Annotated in this window: 19 protein-coding genes; 8 read left to right on the top strand and 11 right to left on the bottom strand. The window is 60.9% G+C overall.

The window, feature by feature from the left end:
• Nucleotides 1-9: 9 nt before the first annotated feature.
• The 3 genes from AB4N84_RS16520 to AB4N84_RS16530 all read right to left on the bottom strand — a co-directional run bounded on the left by AB4N84_RS16520 (nt 10) and on the right by AB4N84_RS16530 (nt 2,884).
• Nucleotides 10-1,515 carry an MDR family MFS transporter gene (locus AB4N84_RS16520; protein ID WP_460042266.1) on the bottom strand — a complete coding sequence of 502 codons (1,506 nt, stop codon included), beginning with the start codon at nt 1,513-1,515 and terminating at the stop codon, nt 10-12.
• 131 nt (nt 1,516-1,646) lie between these two features.
• On the bottom strand, nt 1,647-1,796 hold the full coding sequence (locus AB4N84_RS16525; protein WP_460047194.1) for a hypothetical protein: 150 nt from the start codon (nt 1,794-1,796) through the stop codon (nt 1,647-1,649).
• Nucleotides 1,797-1,993: 197 nt separating this feature from the next.
• Complete coding sequence (locus tag AB4N84_RS16530) at nt 1,994-2,884, bottom strand: LysR substrate-binding domain-containing protein (protein WP_460047039.1); 891 nt, start codon at nt 2,882-2,884, stop codon at nt 1,994-1,996.
• A gap of 167 nt (nt 2,885-3,051) precedes the next feature.
• On the opposite strand from AB4N84_RS16530, the gene AB4N84_RS16535 reads away from it, so the two are divergent.
• From AB4N84_RS16535 to AB4N84_RS16560, 6 genes are all read left to right on the top strand, one after another.
• The gene (locus tag AB4N84_RS16535; protein WP_460042268.1) at nt 3,052-4,689 is read left to right on the top strand and encodes a 5-guanidino-2-oxopentanoate decarboxylase; all 1,638 of its coding nucleotides are present in this window, start codon (nt 3,052-3,054) and stop codon (nt 4,687-4,689) included.
• On the top strand, nt 4,686-6,146 hold the full coding sequence (locus tag AB4N84_RS16540) for an aldehyde dehydrogenase family protein (RefSeq protein ID WP_074755609.1): 1,461 nt from the start codon (nt 4,686-4,688) through the stop codon (nt 6,144-6,146). Before AB4N84_RS16535 ends, AB4N84_RS16540 begins: the two co-directional genes overlap by 4 nt.
• A gap of 217 nt (nt 6,147-6,363) precedes the next feature.
• Complete coding sequence (locus tag AB4N84_RS16545) at nt 6,364-7,467, top strand: ABC transporter substrate-binding protein (RefSeq protein ID WP_460042269.1); 1,104 nt, start codon at nt 6,364-6,366, stop codon at nt 7,465-7,467.
• 172 nt (nt 7,468-7,639) lie between these two features.
• Nucleotides 7,640-8,548 (top strand): ABC transporter permease, encoded by a 909-nt coding sequence (locus AB4N84_RS16550; RefSeq protein ID WP_460042270.1) that lies wholly within the window; start codon nt 7,640-7,642, stop codon nt 8,546-8,548.
• The gene (locus AB4N84_RS16555) at nt 8,545-9,393 is read left to right on the top strand and encodes an ABC transporter permease (RefSeq protein ID WP_460042271.1); all 849 of its coding nucleotides are present in this window, start codon (nt 8,545-8,547) and stop codon (nt 9,391-9,393) included. The genes AB4N84_RS16550 and AB4N84_RS16555 overlap by 4 nt, the downstream gene beginning before the upstream one ends.
• Before the next feature lie 16 nt (nt 9,394-9,409).
• Nucleotides 9,410-10,465: an ABC transporter ATP-binding protein gene (locus tag AB4N84_RS16560; RefSeq protein WP_460042273.1), complete on the top strand. Its 1,056-nt coding sequence runs from the start codon at nt 9,410-9,412 to the stop codon at nt 10,463-10,465.
• 26 nt (nt 10,466-10,491) lie between these two features.
• Here AB4N84_RS16560 and AB4N84_RS16565 read toward each other — a convergent pair whose 3' ends face one another.
• The gene (locus tag AB4N84_RS16565; protein ID WP_460047040.1) at nt 10,492-11,400 is read right to left on the bottom strand and encodes an AraC family transcriptional regulator; all 909 of its coding nucleotides are present in this window, start codon (nt 11,398-11,400) and stop codon (nt 10,492-10,494) included.
• 389 nt (nt 11,401-11,789) lie between these two features.
• On the opposite strand from AB4N84_RS16565, the gene AB4N84_RS16570 reads away from it, so the two are divergent.
• Both AB4N84_RS16570 and AB4N84_RS16575 read left to right on the top strand, forming a co-directional pair.
• Nucleotides 11,790-12,143: an antibiotic biosynthesis monooxygenase family protein gene (locus AB4N84_RS16570; RefSeq protein ID WP_460042274.1), complete on the top strand. Its 354-nt coding sequence runs from the start codon at nt 11,790-11,792 to the stop codon at nt 12,141-12,143.
• Between the two features lie 190 nt (nt 12,144-12,333).
• Nucleotides 12,334-12,573, top strand: a complete 240-nt coding sequence (locus AB4N84_RS16575; protein WP_074755619.1) for a hypothetical protein — start codon at nt 12,334-12,336, stop codon at nt 12,571-12,573.
• Here AB4N84_RS16575 and AB4N84_RS16580 read toward each other — a convergent pair whose 3' ends face one another.
• The 7 genes from AB4N84_RS16580 to bglX all read right to left on the bottom strand — a co-directional run bounded on the left by AB4N84_RS16580 (nt 12,574) and on the right by bglX (nt 22,227).
• Nucleotides 12,574-13,197, bottom strand: coding sequence for a flavin reductase family protein (locus AB4N84_RS16580; protein ID WP_460042276.1), 624 nt, complete (start codon nt 13,195-13,197; stop codon nt 12,574-12,576).
• Nucleotides 13,198-13,399: 202 nt separating this feature from the next.
• The gene (locus AB4N84_RS16585; RefSeq protein WP_460042277.1) at nt 13,400-13,918 is read right to left on the bottom strand and encodes a hypothetical protein; all 519 of its coding nucleotides are present in this window, start codon (nt 13,916-13,918) and stop codon (nt 13,400-13,402) included.
• A 422-nt stretch (nt 13,919-14,340) separates the two neighbouring features.
• Nucleotides 14,341-14,805, bottom strand: a complete 465-nt coding sequence (locus AB4N84_RS16590) for a hypothetical protein (RefSeq protein ID WP_460042278.1) — start codon at nt 14,803-14,805, stop codon at nt 14,341-14,343.
• Nucleotides 14,806-15,048: 243 nt separating this feature from the next.
• Entirely contained in the window at nt 15,049-16,371 is a 1,323-nt protein-coding gene (locus AB4N84_RS16595; protein WP_460042279.1) for an MFS transporter, read from the bottom strand.
• Nucleotides 16,372-16,664: 293 nt separating this feature from the next.
• On the bottom strand, nt 16,665-18,011 hold the full coding sequence (locus tag AB4N84_RS16600; RefSeq protein WP_460042280.1) for a sigma-54-dependent transcriptional regulator: 1,347 nt from the start codon (nt 18,009-18,011) through the stop codon (nt 16,665-16,667).
• Nucleotides 18,005-19,762 (bottom strand): sensor histidine kinase, encoded by a 1,758-nt coding sequence (locus AB4N84_RS16605; protein WP_460042281.1) that lies wholly within the window; start codon nt 19,760-19,762, stop codon nt 18,005-18,007. Before AB4N84_RS16605 ends, AB4N84_RS16600 begins: the two co-directional genes overlap by 7 nt.
• 164 nt (nt 19,763-19,926) lie before the next feature.
• A complete protein-coding gene (gene bglX, locus AB4N84_RS16610) occupies nt 19,927-22,227 on the bottom strand; it encodes a beta-glucosidase BglX (RefSeq protein WP_460042282.1) in 2,301 nt (766 codons plus the stop codon).
• Nucleotides 22,228-22,369: the final 142 nt, after the last annotated feature.

The following is a 22,369-nucleotide window of genomic DNA, read 5'->3' on the forward strand; positions in this document are numbered from 1 at the left end:
CAAACAACCTCACCGATCCTTGTCATCCCGCCCGCGCAAGAGGTTGTTCGGCATCGCCAACGCCGCTGCAAGGCCGAGGACGGAAACGGCGGCACTGATCATCAGCAGATGCTGGAAGGTCATCGACAACTGGCCACGAAGCAATTCCAGCGCCGGGCCGCTGGCGGCGTGCAGGCTGTCCATCAACAGATTGCCCGAACTGCCTTCACCGATCGCGCCGCCACTGAGGTGGCCCAGACCGGATGTCGTCAACATCGCCAATAACAGCGCCGACATGCTTGCCACGCCCACGGCACCGCCCAATGAGCGGAAGAGGTTGGTGGTGCTGGTGGCAACGCCCATGTCCTTCATGTCCACCGAGTTCTGTGTGCCGACCAGCGACGTGGGAAATTGCAGGCCGCTGGCAATGCCCGTGAGCACCATGAATAAACCGGTGAGGATGACTGACTGCGGGGGTGTGAAGGCGATGCCCAGAATCGCCAGCGGCATCAGCGCTGCACCGGTCAGAATGATCGGCTTGTAGCGACCGGTGAGCGACGTCCGACGCCCGCCAAAGTAAGCGCCCATCGGCATGCCGATCGCCAGGGGCATCAAGTGCAGTGCCGCACTGTCGGCGCCGCCCCCTGTCACGGTCTGGAAACGCAGTGGCAGCAGCACGATCAGCGAGATGGCCTGGAAGCTGGTGAAGAAAATCGTGCACCAGCACAACACGGCGCTGCGGTTGGCGAACAGGTGCATGGGTAACAGCGGCTCAGGGGATCGGCGTTCATGCAGCACGAAAACCACCAGCGCCAGCAGCGCCACGCCCAGTTGAGTCAGCACGTGATCATCGCGCCAGCTATGACCCTGACCGATTTCAGTGATGCCCAACAACAGGGCCGTCAGGCCGATGATCATCAGTACCGTGCCCAGGTAATCAATGACAGGTTTGCGCTGCGGAACCGGCAGGCCGATCAGGGTCTGACGCGCGACCCACCAGGCCACGAGACCCAGCGGCAGGTTGATGATGAACACCCAGCGCCAGGAGAGGTATTCGGTCATAAAGCCGCCCAACACCGGGCCCGCGACGCTCGCCGCTGCGTACATGCCGCTGAAATAACCCTGATAACGGCCACGTTCGCGGGGCGGGACAATGTCACCGATGATCGCCTGGCTGACCGAGACCATGCCGCCCGCACCGATACCCTGCAGCACGCGCGCCAGCACCAGTTGTTCCATGCTCTGGGCCATGGCGCAACACAGGGATGCGAGGGTGAAGGTCCCCAGACCAAACAGCATCAGGCGCCGCCGGCCGTAGAGGTCACCCAGCTTGCCGTAAATCGGGACGGCCACGGTGAGCGCGACCATATAGGCCGAGATGACCCAGGCCAGCAGGTCGAAATCCTTGAATTGAGCGGAGATGGCGGGCATCGAGACCGCGACGATGGTCTGGTCCAGCGCACTGAGAAAGACGGCCATCATCAGCGCAAAGAGAATGCTGCGAATGTCCGGACGGGTTTGATTAAGGCTGGTCACGACAAGGGCTCGAACTGGCAGGTTGACCCGCCGTATACCGCTGCGGGAATTTTCGCTCAGTCTAGTCCGTTAGCTAGCTAATCGATAGCTGGCTTTATCGATTCACCCGCTGTCGACGCCTGCAGATGCGATCAGCGTAAGGCGCTGAAGCTCGCATCCGACGGCACACAATGGCCAATGGTGCAGACCACTGCCATGCGCGGTTGTTGCCGCAGTTGTTCTATTCGATAGGCGCCTGCCGCGTAAATGCCGAGCACCGCCAGAACAGCGACTACGTACACGCATTGTCTTTTTATTGTGGTTTTCATGACATTTGCCTCGATCCGGTTACAAAAAATGTTTGTTTGTCGGACAAGGTGAGTGTAGGCCGTTATCGCGATGATGGCTTAACGATCAGGATTGAATGTTTTTATCAGCGAAGGGGCGCTGTAAGGTTTAACGCCGTCAAACCCTGCTGGCCGATCTGCTGCGGGCGTGATCACTGCCCCTCGCGCTGAGCGGCCTGGGCCAGCAACCACTCCAGCAGTTCCTGCAGTTGTGGTGAGGACCCGGCACGGTTCGGGTAGACGAAATAATAGGCCTGACCGGTTTTGACCCGCAGATCAAACGGCATCACCAGTCGTCCGGCGCTCAAGTCTTCGCCGATCAGCGCCCAGTCGCCAATCGCGACACCCGAACCCTGAGACGCGACGGTCATTGCCAGGTCGAGGGTATCGAAATGCTGACCCTTGCTGATGTTGCTCAGGGTCGTGCCTGCTGCCTTGAGCCACTGCTCCCAGTCACGTTGATCGCGGGTCGGGTGCAGCAACATGTGCTGCTCCAGATCGCTCAACTCGCTCAGCGGCGTCGGGCCGTCAAGCAGCGATTGCGAACAGACGGGCGTGAGCTGTTCGTCAAAAATGTGATGGACCTGCATCGATCCGTCGGGGCGAGCGCCGTAGACCACGGCGGCGTCGAATTCCTCACGACGAAAGTCCACCGCGTGCTGCACGGTTGTAGTCAGCTCCACGGGCACATCCGGGCGTTCCTTTTGCCACTGCAACAGGCGTGGCAGCAGCCAGCGCATCATGCAGGTGGGCGCTTTGAGCTGCAGCGCCTCGCGCTTGACCCCGACCTGATCGACCGCCTCATCGATCAATGCGAACACTTGCTGGATACGCGGAAACAGTTCGCGGCCCTGCGCCGTCAGGCTCAGGCCCCGGGCCTGACGCTGAAACAAGCTGTAGCCCAGATGGCTTTCCAGCCCCGAAATCTGCCGACTGACGGCGCCCTGCGTGATATGCAACAGCTCTGCCGCACGCGTGAAATTGCAGCATTGAGCCGTAATCAGGAAGGTGTGCAGGGCGGGCAGGGGAGGCAGGCGTTTCATCGGTTGCGCAGGCATGAGTGGAGAACATGCCTAAGCATGACATTTTTTGCGTTGTCACCGATATGTCCGCACGGTTCCAATTACCCTACATCTGTTGCGCCTGGTCTGAGCCTGGCGGGCAGCTTCGAATCCGGTTTTCAGAACGAACGACTATAAGGTCCAGACAAATGGCGACGTGCGGCGAAGTGTTGGTCAAGTTACTCGAGAGATACGGTGTCGAGCAGGTGTTCGGCATCCCTGGCGTGCATACGGTGGAGCTGTATCGCGGCCTTGCGAGCTCATCGATCAATCACGTCACCCCGCGTCACGAACAGGGCGCCGGTTTCATGGCCGACGGTTACGCGCGCACCCGTGGCAAGCCGGGCGTCTGCTTCATCATCACCGGCCCCGGGATGACCAACATCACCACGGCCATGGGGCAGGCCTACGCCGACTCCATCCCGATGCTGGTGATTTCCAGCGTGCAATCGCGTAACCAGCTGGGCGGCGGACGCGGCAAGCTGCATGAGCTGCCGTCGCAGAGCGCGCTGGTGGCGGGCGTCGCGGCGTTCTCCCACACGTTGATGTCGGCCGCCGAGTTGCCGTCGGTGCTGGCCCGCGCGTTCGCGTTGTTCCAGGCCGGTCGTCCCCGGCCTGTGCACATCGAAATCCCGCTGGACGTGCTGGTCGAGAACGCCGATGACCTGCTGGACAGCCAGCCGGTGTCGATCACCCCGGCCGGTCCATCGCCGGCCGCCATCAAGCAAATGGCCGGGTTGCTGGCCAACGCCAAGCGTCCGCTGATTCTGGCCGGTGGTGGTGCTATTGATGCGGCCGGCGCACTCACTCGGCTGGCAGAAAAGCTCGACGCGCCGGTTGCGCTGACGATCAACGCCAAGGGCATGCTGGCGTCGAGTCATCCGCTGTTGATCGGTTCGACCCAGTCGCTGGACCCGACCCGCGAAATCATCGAAGGCGCCGACGTGGTGCTGGCGATCGGCACAGAACTGGCCGAAACCGATTACGACATCACGTTCCAGGGACACTTCAAGATCCCCGGCACGCTGCTGCGTATCGATATCGACCCTGATCAGACGGTGCGCAACTTCCCGCCGAAGGTCGCGCTGGTGTCCGACGCCCGGACCGCAGCCGAGGCCCTGTTGGCTGCTGTGAACGAAGAAACACTGGCCGAGCGTCAGAGTGACTGGGGCCACAAACGTGCGGCTGCACTCAAAGAGACGCTGACCGCGTCATGGGATGAAGCCACGCGCGGGCAGACGCTGTTCCTGGAAACTGTCCTGGAGGTGCTGCCCGACGTGGTGCTCGTGGGCGACTCGACCCAGCCGGTCTATACCGGGAACCTGACGCTGGATCTGGACAAGCCGCGCCGCTGGTTCAACTCGTCCACCGGCTACGGCACGCTGGGTTATGCCTTGCCCGCGGCGGTGGGTGCCTGGCTTGGCAGTCAGGATGCAGGGGAGCGCAACCCGGTTGCCTGCCTGATCGGCGACGGTGGCCTGCAATTCACCCTGTCGGAACTGGCCAGCGCGGTCGAAGCGCGCACGCCGATCATCGTGCTGCTGTGGAATAACCAGGGTTACGAGGAGATCAAGAAGTACATGGTCAATCGCGCGATCGAGCCGGTGGGCGTGGACATCTACACCCCTGATTTCATCGGCGTCGCCAAAGCCCTGGGCTGCGCGGCCGAGGCGGCCAGCAGCGTCGAGCAATTGAAAACGGCATTGAATGCGGCCAACGACCGTCAGGGCCCGACCGTCATCGAAATTGACCAGCGTCGCTGGATGAATGGATTGAAAGCATTGTGAGTGAGGCAACTGTGTTGAGCCCGGTTTTGGCAGGTGTGTACATCGACGGTCATTGGCGCGCTGGCGGCGAGCAACTGACCGTGATCAACCCGTCGACCGAGGAGCGTCTGGCGATCGTCACCGGTGGCGATGCGCGTGCGGTGGATGATGCCGTGCAGGCTGCACGCGAGGCCTTCGGCGCATGGTCGAAAACCACCGGCGCGGCGCGGGCGATGATCCTGCGCAAAATCGCTCACGGTGTGGCGGCCCGTCGCGAGCGGCTGATCGAGTTGCAATCGAGCAACAACGGCAAACCGGGGTTCGAAGCAGCCATCGACGTTGACGATGTGATCGGCACCTTCAACTATTACGCCGAATTGGCCGAAGCGTCCGACGGTCAGCAGAACCGTGCGGTCGAGCTGCCCAGCGATGAATTCACCGCGCGCCTGCGCCGTGAGCCGTGCGGCGTGGTCGGGCTGATCGTGCCGTGGAATTTTCCGATGGTGACCACTGCCTGGAAGCTCGCGCCTGCATTGGCGGCCGGCTGCTGTGTGGTCCTGAAGCCTTCCGAAGTGACGCCTCTCGCCGAGCTGGAACTGGCGCAGATCATTGCCGCGAGCGGTTTGCCGACGGGGGTGTTCAACGTCGTCTGCGGCACTGGTCTGGCGGTCGGCGCGCCGATGTCGGGCCATCCCGGCATCGCGAAAGTGTCGTTCACCGGCAGTAATGCGGTGGGCGTGCAGGTAATGCAGCGCGCGGCGGAAACCGTGAAAGGCGTCAGCCTGGAACTGGGCGGCAAGTCTTCTCTTCTGGTGTTGGCCGATGCCGATCTGGATCTGGCGGTGGAGCTGGCCAGTGGCGGCGGATTCTTCAATGCCGGACAGATGTGCTCGGCGACCAGCCGCGTACTGGTGGCGAACGAACTGCTCGAACCCTTTCTGGAGCGCATCGTCGCAAAGGCCAGATCGATCAAGGTCGCCGCCCCTCAGGACGAAGGCGCCGAGATGGGCCCCTTAGTCAACAAGGCACAGTATCAACGGGTGATTGCCCATATCGAGGCCGGCAAAGACACGGGCGCGCGTCTGTTGTGCGGCGGGAAACGTCCGGCCGACCAGCCTCGCGGGTATTTTTTACAGCCGGCGGTGTTCAGCCACGTGCCCCTGGACAGTGCGCTGTGGCGCGAGGAGATCTTTGGCCCGGTGGTCTGCGTTCGGGGTTTCAGCTCGGAAGCCGAGGCGATTGCTCTGGCCAACGACAGCCAGTTCGGTCTGGTGGCCAGCGTGGTCGGTCGTGATGCCGCGACCACTGAACGCGTCGCCAACGCGCTGCAGGCGGGGCTTGTGTGGATCAACGCGCCACAGGTGATCTTTCCTCAAACCGCTTGGGGCGGCTACAAGCAGAGCAGTCTGGGCCGCGAGTTAGGGCCTTGGGGCATGCAGGCATTTCAGGAAATAAAACACGTCGTTCGCGCTGTCTGAGCCGGTCGAAAACAGTTCACGCATGCCTCCCCATAAGGCATGCGTCGAGCACATGGCTCCAATGAAAAACTTTCGATTGTTGAGGGACCTGCGTCGCCGCAGGATGACCCCGCTGACTTGCTGAACTCCCCGCCATCCGGGGCTTATAGAGAAGTCGGCTTGCGCGCTGCGGTGCGAATTCCCTCAACCATGCGACAGAAAAACAATGGAGTCCGACGTGGGCAAACATGATCTGAACAGACGGCAATTCATCAAGGCAGTGGGCGTCGCATCCGTGGGCGCGGCGGCCATGTCCATGCCCTTTATCCGGGCGAGCGCCAGTGATGGCAAATTCCAGGGCAAGACCCTGCGTCTGCTGACCTGGTCGGATGACACGGGCCTTGCAGCCCTGCGCAATATCGCGGCGACATTCGAAGCCAAAACCGGCGCCAAAGTGATTGCAGACCGCACCGGCAGCACCTCGGAAATGGTCGCCAAACTCAAGGCCGGCGGCGATCGTCCTCAGTACGACATCATCACCCTGGCAGGCGTCGGCGCCGAAGGCCTGGCGGCGGCCGGTCTTCTGGAAAAGCCGGACCTGAACCGCATTCCCAACATTGTTGATGTGCCTGAGAAGTACCGCACCGGCGCCAATGGGCACGGCATCGGTTACCTGCTCTGGTGCAACAGCCTGGTGTACAGCACTCGCACCGTGAAAGAGGCCCCTGACAGCTACGCCGCGCTATGGGACAAGGACATGGCGCCGAATATTTTCCTGCCGCCGCCCAACTGGACCGAGGCAATGGACCTGATCATCATCGCCGCGAAACTGGCAGGCGGTGACGAGCACAACATCGAGCCGGGCTTCAAGAAGCTCGCCGAGTTGAAGGACCGCGTCGTGACGCTGGGTGAGAACCCGAACCAGGTCGCCGAGTTGTTCCGCACCGGTTCCCTGGACATGGGCGGGCTGTACGCGCCAGCGTTCTTCCCGAAGCAGATTCGCGACCCGAACTACGGCCTGGGCGCCACCTTTGGCATGAAAGAAGGCTTTTACACGGACCTGATGCAGTCGGTGATGCCGAAGAATCGTCCCGGCGATACTGACCTGGCCTACGCCTTCCTTGACCACTCGCTGGACCCGGTGGTGCAGGGCAAGATGGCCGAAGACATCTACAACGGCCCGGTCAATGCCAAGGCGGTGATCTCCGCCGAAGCGCGCAAAAGCCCCTACATCCTCACGCCTGAGCAGATTGCCGACAAGGCGATCATGCACGACAACGCCTTCCTGGCGACGGTGCATGACCAGTGGATTCGTCGTTACACCGAGATTTTCTCGTCCTGAGCCTGTGATAGGCGTCACGCGGGTGTTGTGTGGTCGTCCGTCCTGACGTCATCGCGAGCAAGCTCATTCCTACAGTGGAACGCGATCAATTGTAGGAGCGCGCTTGCCCGCGAACACATCGGACGTGCACCCGATGCATCCCTGACTCATCGCTAAACCCGAGATCAAAAACATGCAAAACCCACCTATAACGCGCCAGGAAGACGCAGCCAAACCGCGTCGAAACCGGCCATTCTCTGCCACCGCTCGCGCATGGCTGTTCCTCACGCCGTCGATGCTGTTCCTCGCCGTACTGATCGTCGCCAGCCTCTTGGTCCTGCGCATGAGCGTCGGCACCAAAGGGGCGGAGTGGAGCGGCTTCAGTCTCGACAGTTATGCACAACTGTTCGAACCCTATTATTTGAAGTCCCTGCTGCTGACCTTGCGACTGGCCCTGATCAGCGCGGTGATTGCCGTCATCCTGGCGATCCCGGTCGGCTACACCATGGCGCGGCTCAAGTCGCCCTTGGTCAGACGTGTTTTTCTCGCGGCGGTCCTGTTGCCGCTGCTGGTCAACCTGCTGCTGCAAAGTTACGGCTGGCTGGTGATTCTCGGCCCGGCCGGCATGCTCAATCAGGCGCTGAAAGGCCTGGGGCTGATCACTCGGCCGATCATGATGCTCTACAACCAGAACGGCGTGCTGATGGGCCTGGTGCAAACCGCTTTCCCGCTGGCAGTGCTGCCGATCGCGAGCGCCATGCGCGGGATTTCGCGAAGCTATGAAGAGGCCGCCGCGACGCTGGGCGCCAGTCGCTTTCAGGTGTTTCGTCAGGTCATCCTGCCCATGAGTCTGCCGGGCATTATCACCGGCGCCACGCTGGTGTTCGCCTACAACGCCAGCAGTTTCGTCGTGCCGTTGCTCCTCGGCGGTCGGCGCGTGCCGATGCTCGCGGTGATGGTGCATGACCAGATCGCGCCGCTCATGAACTGGCCTGCTGCGTCGGCGGCGGGTGTCGTGCTGATCATCACGACGCTGGCGATCATGACCCTTTCCGAATTCGTCACCGGTCGCCGTCGGCGCATGCTGGAGGCTTCGCAATGAGCAAAAAGATACGCCGTTCCCAGCCTCTTTTACCCGGCGAAACCGGACGTTTCGCGGCCATTGTGTCGGCGGTGATTCTGTTCCTGGCAGTCACCCCGATCCTGACGATGATCGTCATGTCGTTCAGCGGCTCGGCCAACCTCGATTTTCCGCCGAGCAGCTACAGCCTGCAGTGGTACAAGGCGGCCTGGCAGACCTTCGTTTCCCCGGATGAAAGCGATGTGCTGAGCCTGGGCAAAGCCATGACCACCAGCCTGATGGTGGCGTGCCTGACGATGATCTTCGCCACGTTGATTGCAGTGCCGGCGTCTTACGCGCTGACGCGCTGCGAGTTCCGTGGCAAGGCCTTCGCGATGCAACTGATGTCGCTGCCGCTGGTGTTCCCGATGGTGGTCCTGGGGCTGGCCTTGCTGCTGGTGTTCGACAGCTTGCCATTTCACCTGAGCACCTCGCGGCTGGTGATTGCCCACGTGATTCTCGCGCTGCCGTTCGTGATCAAGAACTGCACGGCCTCAATGATGACCATCGGCAGCGAAGTGGAAGAGGCCGCGCAGATGCTGGGCGCTTCTCCCACCCGCGCCATCGTCGATGTCGTGGTGCCGTTGATGAAATCGGGGATTCTCGCCGGGATGCTGCTGGCCTTCATCGTCTCGTTCAACGAGTTCACGGTGACCTACTTCCTTTACAACATCGACGTGATGACCGTGCCGATCTGGATGTACAGCCGCACCGTCTCCTCGCTCGACCCCACCGTTTTCTCGTTCGCCGTGCTGATCGTGCTGATCGACTTCGTCCTGATCTGGGCGTTGGAGAAGCTGGTCGGTGAAGGTGGCGTTTCGTTCTGATTTGAGGTGTGAAGAAATGACCGGACTGATGCTCGAAAACGTTGAAAAATTCTATGGCTCGGCCTGCGCCGTCACCGACGTTAACCTGCACCTGCCGCAGGGCAAACTCGTGTGCTTCCTGGGCCCGTCGGGCTGCGGCAAAACCACGTTGCTGCGCATGATCGCGGGGCTTGAAACCCTCACCAGCGGCGAGATTCGCCTGGATGGCGAGGACGTCAGCCACACGCCGGCGCACGAGCGCAATTTCGGGATGGTGTTTCAATCGCTGGCGCTGTTCCCGCACATGACGGTTGGCGAAAACATCGCGTACCCGCTCAAGTTGCGGGGTGTCGACAAGGCCGCGCAGAAAGCGCGTGTCACCGAGCTGCTGGCGATGATTCAGCTGCAACAGATGGTGGATCGTCCGGTGGCGAAACTGTCCGGCGGTCAGCGCCAGCGTGTCGCGATTGCCCGCGCGATTGCCTCGCACCCGAAACTCTTGTTGCTCGACGAGCCGCTGTCCGCACTGGACGCCAAGCTGCGAGAGTCGATGCAGGTGGAAATTCGTCAACTGCAAAAACAGCTGAACATCACCACCATTCTGGTGACCCACGATCAACGCGAAGCCATGACCATGGCCGACATCGTCGTGGTGCTGGGTGAGCACAGGGTGCAGCAGGTAGGTACGCCGATTGAGATTTACCGCAACCCGGCCAACGCCTTTGTCGCGGACTTCATCGGTTCCGGCAATATCTTCCCGGCCAAAGCTCTGGGTGGTGGCCGCGTGCAGCTGCCCGCAGGCGATTCACTGGACGTGCCGATCGGCGACACGATCAAAGCCGGTGCCGAGATCAGAATGCTGGTGCGCCCGGAAGACTTGCAGCTTTCGCGTTCGCAGGCTGCTGAAGGTAATCGCCTGAACGGCACGGTCACGTTCATTCGCGACATTGGCGCCACCATCGAAACCACGGTGGATTGCGGCGGCGTGTCGCTGACCGCGCTGAGTACGCCGAACCAGAGCCTCGGGCTGGCCATTGGTCATCCGGTCTCGGTGATGATTCCTGCTGAGGCGTGCCGGGTGCTGAGCGCCTGACCTGCATGCTGCTCAGCGCCGATGGTTCACAGCGTTTTGCGCAGGCGCGCCAGGTCCCGCAACGGGGGCGCGCCGAACAGGCGGCTGTATTCGCGGCTGAACTGGGACGGGCTTTCATAGCCCACCTTGTAACCGGCGGCTGACGCCTCAAGCCCGTCGGCCAGCATCAGGCGACGGGCCTCCTGCAAACGCAGCTGTTTCTGATACTGCAACGGGCTCATGGCGGTCACGGCCTTGAACCGATGGTGCAGCGTCGAGACGCTCAAATTCACTTCCCGAGCCAGCTCTTCGATGCGCAACGGTTGCTGAAAATGCTCGTTCAGCCATTTGATGGCTTGGGTCACACGATGGGTCTGGCAGTTGGAAATGGCGATTTCATACAACCGATAGCCCTCGCTCCCGCGCAGCAAGCGGTAGAGGATTTCGCGGGTGATCAGCGGCGCCAGCATGGGGATGTCTTTCGGGCTGTCCAGCAGGCGAATCAGGCGAATAACCGCGTCCAGCAATTGTGAATCGATGCGTTCCACGTACATGCCGCGTCCACTGGGACGGGTCGGTACGCTCATGGGACCGGCTTGCGCGATTAACGCATTGATGTCGGCGGGGTCGATGTCCAGCCGCATGGCCAGGTGCGGGTCGTCCGGCGTTGCGTAAATCACTTTGCCGCTGATGGGCAGGGCAACCGAGAGCACCAGGTAGTTGAGCGGGTCGTAGGTGAACAGTTCGCCACCCAGCGTCACGTCCTTGCGGCCTTGGGCCATGATACATAGCGCGGGTTGAACCACGCCTGGCACGGACTGCAGCGGGCGGTCGTGACGCACCATGAACAGCGGCTTGATCAATGTCTGAAAGCTGCCGTCCGAGGGAGCGTGTCGACGGATCAGCTCGGCAAGCTCTGCTCGCTGCTGTTCCATTGTCGCGCTCAGTTCTGGCATCGGCCGGGCGTCTGGCGCGGCACGGGCGATGGCGGGCTCAACGGCGGTGGGCAACATGGAAAATTCCTCTGACGGAGCGTCGATGCAGCACAGCTTATTTTTGTGCAATCGCAAGCGGTAGGCGAATCCTGCCGGATGATTGCCTGATTCTGCTATCGATTCATGCGATAGACGACGAAACGCCCTTACTGGCTGGGTTGATTGCTTGAAACTCCCGCGTCCAATGCCTCGGTTGGGCGATCAATGGGCTGGCGGCTGAAAAGCCTGCGCGCAGAATCAGGCAATAACGGGGCAGTATCCGGCTAACGACATTTGCACGGGGGCCACTAATCTTCACATCCAGCCGCAACGCCTTCTTCGATCGCGGCTGAATCAAAGGAGCGAAGACCATGCACAACCCGTCAGCTGTGAGCCACCTTGTGACCTTGCGCGCCAGCGCCGGAAACGGTGCCCGACTCGGCGCACGCCTGAGCACGTTGATCGCCCCATCCTCCCGGGCCGGCGGTTGCCTGCACTTCGCGCTGCAGCAATCGATGACTGAAAAGGACGTGTGGGTGATCAGCGGACTGTGGGCGGACGCCTCAGCCATGAACGACTGGTTCTCCACACCTGAGCTGGCACTCTTTTCCGAGTTGGTGACTGAGCGCCTGGTCAGTAGCCTGGATTTTCAGACCTTCGCCCACGTCAGCGCCGCCCAGGCCGAGGCGGCGTATGGGTTGCCGGATGTGCGGAAGGCGGGGTGAGCAGTGGTTGTGTTAAGCGTTTTATCGCGAGCAGACCCACTCCTGCGAGACCGTGCGATCACGGTGGGTGAGCGTGATCTGGGCGTTATTGCGACGACTACGTCGGCTTGAACATGGAAAATCTCACGCTCATCTCCCCAGCTCAGGTTTAAAATCCACGCCTTCTCTTTCAAGGCAGGATCCTCCTCCCATGGCACGCAAAGAATTCCAGCATTACGAAGCCGTTTCCGCTGCAGTCCCTGGCGATGGCGCGTACAGCGCCGCTATCGCCGTCAAAGGACTGGGAGCCGGTGGTGCGCCGACCTTTCATCGCGTGCTTCAAGACCAGACATTCAAGACAGCGCTGGCCGCCGATCAAGCGGCGGTCCAGGAACTGGAGCGCTTGATCGACGTGACGTCTGAGGGCGAACTGATGTTCGCCCAGGACTGATCAGGCGCGCGGTCGGTACATCTTGAACAACGATTCAGGGCCCAGCTGGAAATAATCGGCCGGGCCACCGCCGCGCAGGATCGGCTCACCGGCTGCTGTGTCGTAAATACCGTCCTTGAGCAGGCGCTTGGCGATGTGAATCGCCACCACTTCTCCCAGAATCAACCAGCTTGGCACGACTTCGTGGTCCGCGCGTTGCAGCTGGATGATCTGCGTCACCTTGCACTCAAACGCCACCGGCGTTTCTTTTACCCTCGGCACCGACACGATGCGTGACGGCTCGGCCGTGAGATTGGCGAGCTCGAATTCATTCACGTCTGCTGCCACGGGCGCGCAGCTCAGGTTCATCTGCTCGGCAAGCGAACGGGTCGCGAGATTCCACACGAACTCACCGGTCTGCTCAATGTTGTTCAGGCTGTCTTTGCGGCCAATGCTGCAGAAGCCAATGATCGGCGGCACGTAGTTGAAGGCGTTGAAGAAGCTGTACGGCGCAAGATTGAGCTTGCCATGGGCGTCCTGAGACGAAATCCAGCCAATGGGACGCGGGCCGACGATGGCGTTGAACGGATCGTGCGGCAGCCCGTGACCTTTGGATGGCTCGTAGAAATGAATATCGTCTGACATGGCGCACTTCCTGAATGAGAGAGGCGACGAGCCGGTTTACGTATCGGCTGTCTGCACAGAATGAAGGCCGTCATAGTGCAAGGCATTTCCCGCGGATTCCAGACCCTGCCGTGATGCGGACAAAAAAAAGCCCGGCATAAACCGGGCTACAAAGGGAGTTCAGGAGGTTGAACGTGTGAAGCGGTAAACCTGTAAAGCCGAATCAGCTGACGCGGTTGTTGCCTACACGGTCAGCGCCGTCAGCGGCCAAGCGGTTTGCACCGACGTGGTCTGCGCCGTCAGCGGCCAAGCGGTTTGCACCGACGTGGTCTGCGCCATCAGCGGCCTGACGGTTGTTGCCTACACGGTCAGCGCCGTCAGCGGCCAAGCGGTTTGCACCGACGTGATCGGCACCATCTGCGGCCTGACGGTTGTTGCCTACACGGTCAGCGCCGTCAGCGGCCAAGCGGTTTGCACCGACGTGATCGGCACCGTCGGCAGCCTGGCGGTTGTTGCCTACACGGTCAGCGCCGTCAGCGGCCAAGCGGTTGGCACCGACGTGGTCAGCACCATCAGAAGCCTGACGATAAGAACCCGTGTGCGAAGCGTTGGTGTGAGAAGAACCACCTTCGGCTACAACCGTACCGTTCAATACAGGGTGATGATCAGAAACAGGCAATGCGAATGCACTCGATGCCAGAATGGAAAGACTAAGGCCGAACAGAAGATTTGAAGTTTTCATGATGTTTGCTCCATCAAAGTTCAATAATTTCTTTAACTTGGGTATGGAGTGAATTCTACGCGCGCATGCATTAAGTAGAAGTTAACAAGGTTGCTAACGACCATCGCTGAAAATGATAGTTGGCCGCAGCGCCCGGTTTTAAAGCGCTCCAGCGGATTTTGATCCGCAATGGGGCAAATTCTGTCAGCTCTGACAGTTTTGCTCCTTGACAAATAAATTCTTGCGTGGACGCATTTTTTCATGGGTGAGGTTTGCGTGATGAGTGGTGATTCATCAGGGTGATGGCGCGATCTGCTGGAAACGAGGAGAAAATCACCCCGAAATCGCCAGATGCCCCGTAAATGCAGGGACGAGATCGTTTCGCTGCATCAGAAAAAACTAAGCCCGGCGAAAGCCGGGCTGGAGAGGGAGCCGCTTGGCGATCAGCTCAGACGATTTGCGCCTACACGGTCAGCACCATCGGCAGCGACACGATTTGCACCAACATGGTCAGCACCATCAGTGGCCACACGGTTGTTGCCTACACGGTCAGCGCCGTCAGCGGCCACACGGTTGTTGCCTACACGGTCAGCGCCGTCAGCGGCCACACGGTTGTTGCCTACACGGTCAGCACCGTCAGCGGCCACACGGTTGTTGCCTACGCGGTCAGCGCCGTCAGCGGCCACACGGTTGTTGCCTACGCGGTCAGCACCGTCAGCGGCAACACGGTTGTTACCTACGCGGTCAGCACCGTCAGCAGCAACACGACCGATGTTGGTATGAGAGGATCCGTTTTCAGCAACTACCGGCGCGTTGACATGTTTGCTTGCGTCTGCAGCGGTAAGTGCAAAAGCGCTAGAAGCCAGAAGAGAGAAAGCGAGGCCGAAGATCAGTTTGTTAGTTTTCATGGTAGTTGCTCCAGATCGATTCAAATAAGTGGGTAACTCGGTATGGAGTTAACTTTACTCGGCTCTGGATTATTAAGAAGTCAATCGCATTAGTAGCAATCATCGCTGAAATTGATACTGCGAAAAGCGCTTGGTGATTCAGCCACTTAGCGGCCAGGGCCGCGAAAAAAAGGGGCAACCACTTTGCGTGGGTGCCCCTGGGTTCGCGTGCGTGAGCGCGCTAATACGGCCCTTTCCGCGCGGTCAGTCGGTCTCGATCCGAGAATGCTTGCGGGTGTCCTTCATGAAGACGTAGACCAGCAACGAGCAGGCGATACAGGCGGTGACGTACCAGTAGTAGCCCGTTTCCATGCCGATGCTCTTGAACCACAACGCGATGTATTCGGCGGTGCCGCCGAAGATCGAGACGGTCAGTGCGTACGGCAGGCCGACGCCCAGTGCACGAATTTCGGTAGGGAAGAGCTCAGCCTTCACCACGGCGTTGATCGAGGTGTAACCGCTGACGATGATCAGCGCCGCCATGATCAGGAAGAACGCACCCCACCAGGTTTGAATCGTGTGCAGCGTGGTGAGGATAGGCACCGTGCACAGCGTGCCGAGCACACCGAAGGCAATCAGGATCGGGCGACGACCGATCTTGTCAGACAGCGCACCGATCACCGGTTGCAGCACCATGAACAGAAACAGCGTGGCGGCGGAAATGGTGGTGGAGTCGGTGATGCTCATGCCGACGGTGTTCACCAGGTATTTCTGCATGTAGGTGGTGTAGGTGTAGAACGCCAGGGTGCCGCCCATGGTGAGGCCGACCACGGTCATGAGTTCCTTGGGATGACGCATCAGGGTGCGCATCAGGCTCTCTTTTGGTTCTTCCTTCTTTTTGGTGAACGACTCGGTTTCTTCCATGCCGCGACGCAGGAACAGCGCGACGACAGCGCAGAGCGCGCCGATGGCGAACGGAATGCGCCAGCCCCAGGTGTTCAGTTGCTCGGTGGTGAGTGTTTGTTGCAGCACGATCAACACGCCCAGCGCGATGAGCTGGCCGGAGATCAGCGTCACGTACTGGAAGCTGGAGAAGAAGCCACGACGTTCCTTGGTCGCCATCTCGCTGAGGTAGGTCGCCGAGGTGCCGTATTCGCCGCCGACCGACAGGCCCTGCAGCAAGCGAGCGAACACCAGCAGGATAGGGGCGCCGACGCCGATGGTTTCATAACCGGGCGTGAGCGCGATGATCAGCGATCCGAAGCACATCAGCAGAACCGAGGCCATCAAGGCAGCTTTGCGGCCCTTGCGATCAGCGTAAAGGCCCATCAGCCAGCCGCCGATTGGGCGCATTAAAAACCCGACCGCGAAGATCGCGGCAGTGTTGAGCAGTTGTGCGGTGGTGTCGCCTTTGGGGAAGAAGACTTTGGCGAAGTAAAGGGAGAAGGCAGCGTAGACGTACCAGTCGTACCACTCGACCATGTTGCCGACCGAACCGCTGAAAATGGATTTCAGGCGACTTCGGGTGGTCTTGTCGGCGACGGGTGCGGCAGCCGATCCGTTGGAAACAGAGTTGGGAATAGCCATTGGATTTCCTGCAAGTCATTGTTTTTAGAAGGATCGCAGCGATGCGGTCTTGCAAGGGTGATAGCAGGAGACGTGCCAAGCCCGAAAGGCCCGGTCTAGAAGGGTTTGCTTGCAGTGGATGAGCGGAAATCCGCCGATGCGCGGGGTTGGGTGAGCGAAATTTTGCTCATGTCGCGCGTTGTTGCAGGTGCGCGCTTGCCCGAGATGGCATGGGGGCAGCCAGCCTATTCGTATCAGGTCGATCGCATTCGCCACCGTCGTAACCTCCGGCAGCTCCTACAGTGGACGGGGTCCTACAAAGGGTCGCCGTTGTCAGGAAGAAACACTTCCCGGATCAACCCGTGACGCTGCATCTTTTCATTCAGCGTTCGGCGCGGCAGTTGCAGCTCGTTCAGCACCGCCTTGATATCGCCTTTATGCCGGCTCAGCGCCGAGCGCAGGCAATGGGCCTCGAACGCTTCCTGTTGCGCCGCCAGCGACTGTCCGGCCGGCATGTCCACCGAGGCTGGATTCTCCAGCCCGAGCACCTGACGTTCGGCGGCGTTGGCCAGCTCCCGCACATTGCCCGGCCAGTCATGGCTGAGCAAATGACTCAGTTGCCCACCGCCGAGTACTGGCGCGCTACGGCCCAGACGTTCTGCCGCCTGTCTTGAGAAATGACCGAACAGCAGCGGGATGTCTTCGCGCCGTTCGCGCAAGGGTGGCAGGCGCAGCTCGGCGATGTTCAGGCGGTACGCCAGGTCTTCACGAAATCGCCCGGACCTGGCTTCTTCCAGCAGATCCGGCTTGGTCGCGGCCACGATGCGCAGGTCAACCTCGATACTCTGGTTAGAGCCCAATCGTTCAAGGCGCCGATCCTGAATCACCCGCAGTAACTTCACCTGTTGCGCCAGTGGCATGCTTTCGATTTCGTCGAGGAACAGCGTACCGCCGTGGGCGAACTCCAGTTTGCCGATGCGCTTGCCCTGAGCGCCAGTGAACGCGCCGCTTTCATGGCCAAACAGCTCGGCTTCAAACAGTTGCTCGGGAATGGCGGCGCAGTTGACGGCCACGAACGGTTTGCTGGCCCGAGGGCCGAAGTCGTGCAGGCAGCGCGCAACCATCTCCTTTCCGCTGCCGGTTTCGCCCCGAATCAGCACATTGACTGGCAGTTGGGCGAGGTCTTGAATCTGACGGCGCAGGGTCTGAATGCTCGGCGACAGGCCCAGCAACGTGGCTTCGAGGCGGCTGCGATTGTCCGCCTGTTCATGCAAACGACGGTTCTCCAGCACCAACCGGCGTTTTTCCAGCGCACGGCGCAGGCTGCCGAGCAGGGTTTGCGGAGTGAACGGTTTCTCCAGAAAGTCATAGGCGCCGTCGCGCATGGCATCCACCGCCATGGGTACATCGCCGTGCCCCGTCAGCAGAATCACCGGCAAGTCGGGATCCCGCGCCTGTACCTGGGCCAATAGCTCCAGCCCGCCCATACCCGGCATGCGCACATCGCTGAGGATCACGCCGGGAAAGTGCTCGGGCAGCTGCGCCAGGCAGTCTTCGGCACGACTGAACACTTGCACCTGGAAGCCAGACAGCGACAGCCATTGTTCGACCGCTTCACGAATAGGGGCCTCGTCATCGACCACGATCACCGAGTTCAGCATAGGGGTTCAGCCTCCGGGGCCTGGGTCAGACAGAAGAAAAACCGCGCGCCGTTCGCGAGGTTCTCGGCGCTCAGACGTCCTCCCAGCTCATGGACGATAGCGTAGGACACCGCCAGCCCAAGACCCAGCCCGTCGCCGACGGGTTTGGTGGTGAAGAATGGATCAAAGATATTCGCCAGATGCGCCTCGGCAATTCCGCTGCCGCTGTCAACCACGCTCAGGCGCCAGTGATCGCCCTCGGCATCGATACGGATTTCCAGCCGCTTGAGCGGTTGTTCGCGCATGGCGTCCAGGGCATTGCGCAGCAGATTGATGAGCACTTGCTCCAGACGAATCGCATCGCCCCGCACCCAGGCAGGACGCGTCAGGTCCAGGACACAGCTCACGCGTTCCTCGCGAATTCTGGCGTCGAGCAGCAACATCGCCTGATCGACCACACAGGCAAGGTCTACGCGCTCGCGCAGGCCGCTGGGGCTTTTGCGGGCAAAGGTCTTGAGATGCCCGGTAAGCGCCGCCATGCGGGTCAATTGCTGGTCGAGCAGGGTCAGCGCCTTATAAGCGTCATCGACCCGGCCATGGTCGAGCAGTAAGCGCAGGGTTGCCAGTTGCATGCGTTGTGCGGTCAGCGGCTGGTTGATTTCGTGAGCGAGGGCGGCGGACATCTGTCCCAGCGCAGCGAGCTTGGTCGATTGCACCAGACCGTCCTGAGCGGTTCGTAAATCCCGGGTGCGCGCTTCGACCAGTTGTTCCAGTTCCTCGCGACTGCGTTGACGCATGCGCGCCAGTCGCCAGCGCTGATAAAGAAACAGCCCGAGGAACACCAGTGTCAGCCAGGTGCCAGCCGCTGCCAATGCGGCATTGCGAAGGTCTTCAGGGGCAGGCTGAGGTTTGCGAAGCAGGTGCAGCGTCCACCCTTCCGGTTGCAAGGGTAACGACTGCCAGAGGTAATCGGTCGTACCCTCGGGCGCGACAACCCGGCTCAGGTGGCTGCTGTCGTTGAAGGTGCGCAGCGGTTCTTGAGTCAGTGGCGTCAACGGCTGTTTATCGTACTGGCGGGTGCTGCCCAGTTCGCTGCGGTCCTGATCCGACAGCGGGTGCAGTGAGCGATAGCGCCAGCCGGGCTGATTGGCGATGAACACCACGCCCTTTGCATCGCTGACCAGCAACAAATCGTCGCCCTGCGCCCACGTGTGCTCAAGGTCCGGGAACTCCAGCTTCACGACCATCGCACCGATGAAAAGCCCGGCGTCGTCGCGCACCGCATTGGCCAGGAAGTAGCCGGGGATGCCGCTGGTGACCCCGACCGCGTAAAATCGCCCGACGCCGGTCGCTTTGGTCTGTGTGAAGTAAGGACGAAACCCGTAGTTGTGGCCGACGTAGCTGCTGGGCAGTTTCCAGTTGCTGGCGCCGATCGCCAGTCCGTCACGATCAAGCAGTTCCAGCGTCGAGGACTGCGCGGCGCCGTTGATCTGCTCAAGTTTGAGATTGAGGGCTTGCGTGGTTTCAGCGCTGACCGGTCCGCGCAGGGCGGCGCGCAGCTCCGGGTCCAGCGCCAGAACGGCGGGGAGGGCACGGTAACGCTCGATCAGGGTTTGCAGGGTGTTGGCGTACAGCGAAAGCTGGTCCTGGGCGCGAGCAGCCTCGTCTTCGAGCGAATGGCGTTGCGCCTGATGCATCGCCAGGGTCGCGACAATCACGGCGCCCGCCAGGATGAGCAGGACATATAAAGGAAGGCGGGCGGCGCGGGGCATAGATAGGCCTGAGGATGCTGACCGTGTAGGAGCGCGCTTGCCCGCGATAGCAACCTGTCAGTCCCCTCGGCAGGCGAGGAAGGCATGCAATCGCGGGCAAGCGCGCTCCTACACGTTAATCTCTTCGTGGTGCGGTCTGGGCACCGCACCACCCACAGCAAGGCTTAAAGCAGATTGAACGTCGTCTCTTTCACGTCCTTGGAGTCCAGGCCGATCATCAGCTTGAATTCGCCTGCTTCTGCCGCGTACTTGAGCGACGGATTGAAGAACTTCAGGTCTTCCTCGGTCACGGTGAAGGTCACCGATTTTTCTTCGCCTGGCTTCAACATCACCTTCTGGAAGTTCTTCAGTTCCTTCACCGGACGACTGATGGACGCAGCCACATCACGCAGGTACAGCTGAACCACGGTTTCACCCGCGACCTTGCCGATGTTCTTCACTTGAACGGTCGCGGTCAGTTTGTCTTTGCGGGTCATCTTGTTGACCGACAGCACGATGTCCGAAACGCTGAACCGGGTGTAGCTCAGGCCGTAACCAAACGGGAACAGCGGGCTGGTCGGCTCCTCGAAGTAGTTCGAGGTGTAGTTCGAGTCGTTCTCGCGATACGGACGACCGGTGTTCAGGTGATTGTAGTAGGCAGGCACCTGACCGACAGAGCGAGGGAACGTCATCGGCAGCTTGCCCGACGGGTTGTAGTCGCCGAACAGCACGTCCGCCAGCGCGTTGCCGCCTTCTGTGCCCAGGAACCAGGTTTCAAGCATGGCATCGGCCTGCTTGTTCTCTTCACCCAGCGCCAGCGGCCGGCCGTTCATCAGCACGATGACCAGCGGTTTGCCCGTGGCTTTGAGCGCCTTGATCAAATCGCGCTGACGGCCTGGAAGCACCAGATCCACGCGGCTCGCGGCTTCGTGCGACATGTTGCGTGATTCGCCAACCACGGCCACGACCACGTCCGACTGCTGGGCGACCTTGACCGCCTCGTCGATCATGTCCTGCTCGGGACGGCCGTCGATGTGAATCTGGTCGTCCATCTTGTCCAGGTAGGTGATCGCTTCCTGGTTGTCGGTCACGTTGGTGCCGGCGGCGTAGAGAATCTTCGCTTTGTCGCCGATGGCATTGGCCAGGCCGTCGTAGGCGCTGACGGTCTGACGCGCCAGACCGGCGGCAGACCAGCTGCCCAGCATGTCCAGCGAGCTCTTGGCCAGCGGGCCGACAATGGCAATGGTGCCTTCTTTCTTCAGTGGCAGGGTGTTGTGGTCGTTTTTCAACAGGACCATGCTGCGGCGCGCGACATCGCGGGCCTCGGCGCGGTGCAGCCGGTTTTCGGCATCGCGATCGACCGGGTCGTCGACAGCCGCACCGATGCGCAGGTAAGGGTTGGCGAACAGGCCCATTTCCCACTTCGCGCCGAGCACTTCACGCACGGCATTGTCGACTTCCTTGATCGACACTTCACCGTTCTTGACCAGCGCAGGGAGCTCTTCTCCGTACGCCTTGTCGTTCATGCTGAGGTCGACACCGGCCTTGATTGCCAGCTTCGCGGCTTCGCGGAAGTCCTTGGCGACGCCGTGGTCGATCAGCTCCTTGATGGCGCCGTGGTCGCTGACGGTGACGCCCTTGAAGCCCCAGTCCTTGCGCAGCACGTCTTGCAGCAACCAGGCGTTGGCCGTCGAAGGCACGCCGTTGATGGAGTTCAGTGCGACCATCACACCCCCCGCGCCCGCATCGATGGCGGCGCGGTACGGCGGGAGGTAGTCCTGTTGCATGCGCACCGGGCTCATGTCGACGGTGTTGTAATCGCGACCGCCTTCCACTGCACCGTAAAGGGCGAAGTGTTTGACGGCGGCCATGATGCTGTTCGGTGCTTGCGTGCTGGTGCCCTGGAAAGCGCGGGTCATCGTCGCGGAAAGGCGCGACACGAGATACGTGTCCTCGCCGAAGCCTTCGGAGCTGCGGCCCCAGCGGGCATCACGGGTGATGTCGACCATCGGCGCGAAGGTCATGTCTACGCCATCGGCAGCGGCTTCGATCGCGGAAACGCGACCGGCGCGGGTGACGGCGTCCATGTCCCAGGTCGACGCCAGGCCCAGGCTGATCGGGAATATGGTGCGCTGGCCGTGGATCACGTCGTAGGCGAAGAACATCGGGATCTTCATACGGCTGTGGGCGACGGCAGCGTCTTGCATGGCGCGGTTATCGGGCAGCAGGACGGAGTTGAAGGTGCCGCCGATTCTGCCTGCGGCGATTTCCTTGACGATTTCCGACTTCGGCATTTCCGGCCCGATGCTGATGAGGCGCAACTGACCGATCTTCTCGTCGAGGGTCATCTGCTTCATCAGGTTGGAGATGAATGCATTCTTGGCTTGTAACGTGGACAGGTTACTGGCGGGGCTGGTTGCGGTTTCGGCCCAGGCGGACTGACTGGCCAAACCGATGACTAGACTCAGTAAACACAGCTTATTCATGAATGATTTTCTCAAGGCGTTGACCGGCAACTCGCGCGAAATACCGGGTGGCCTTTGTTTTTGGTGTGAAACCTTTGGTTTTTATTGTCATCAGGACGGGGAGTCGCTGAACTCCCGAGGCATATGAGCATCAGTAGCGCAG

This window comes from Pseudomonas sp. S2_H01 (genome assembly GCF_054668305.1).

Coding starts and splice junctions, on each gene's coding strand:
- bglX (WP_460042282.1), bottom strand. CDS start 22,227: ATGAATAAGCTGTGTTTACTGAGTCTAGTCATCGGTTTGGCCAGTCAG.
- AB4N84_RS16600 (WP_460042280.1), bottom strand. CDS start 18,011: ATGCTGAACTCGGTGATCGTGGTCGATGACGAGGCCCCTATTCGTGAA.
- AB4N84_RS16585 (WP_460042277.1), bottom strand. CDS start 13,918: ATGAAAACTTCAAATCTTCTGTTCGGCCTTAGTCTTTCCATTCTGGCA.
- AB4N84_RS16560 (WP_460042273.1), top strand. CDS start 9,410: ATGACCGGACTGATGCTCGAAAACGTTGAAAAATTCTATGGCTCGGCC.
- AB4N84_RS16570 (WP_460042274.1), top strand. CDS start 11,790: ATGCACAACCCGTCAGCTGTGAGCCACCTTGTGACCTTGCGCGCCAGC.
- AB4N84_RS16575 (WP_074755619.1), top strand. CDS start 12,334: ATGGCACGCAAAGAATTCCAGCATTACGAAGCCGTTTCCGCTGCAGTC.
- AB4N84_RS16530 (WP_460047039.1), bottom strand. CDS start 2,884: ATGAAACGCCTGCCTCCCCTGCCCGCCCTGCACACCTTCCTGATTACG.
- AB4N84_RS16565 (WP_460047040.1), bottom strand. CDS start 11,400: ATGCCAGAACTGAGCGCGACAATGGAACAGCAGCGAGCAGAGCTTGCC.
- AB4N84_RS16595 (WP_460042279.1), bottom strand. CDS start 16,371: ATGGCTATTCCCAACTCTGTTTCCAACGGATCGGCTGCCGCACCCGTC.
- AB4N84_RS16605 (WP_460042281.1), bottom strand. CDS start 19,762: ATGCCCCGCGCCGCCCGCCTTCCTTTATATGTCCTGCTCATCCTGGCG.
- AB4N84_RS16550 (WP_460042270.1), top strand. CDS start 7,640: ATGCAAAACCCACCTATAACGCGCCAGGAAGACGCAGCCAAACCGCGT.
- AB4N84_RS16590 (WP_460042278.1), bottom strand. CDS start 14,805: ATGAAAACTAACAAACTGATCTTCGGCCTCGCTTTCTCTCTTCTGGCT.
- AB4N84_RS16535 (WP_460042268.1), top strand. CDS start 3,052: ATGGCGACGTGCGGCGAAGTGTTGGTCAAGTTACTCGAGAGATACGGT.
- AB4N84_RS16580 (WP_460042276.1), bottom strand. CDS start 13,197: ATGTCAGACGATATTCATTTCTACGAGCCATCCAAAGGTCACGGGCTG.
- AB4N84_RS16555 (WP_460042271.1), top strand. CDS start 8,545: ATGAGCAAAAAGATACGCCGTTCCCAGCCTCTTTTACCCGGCGAAACC.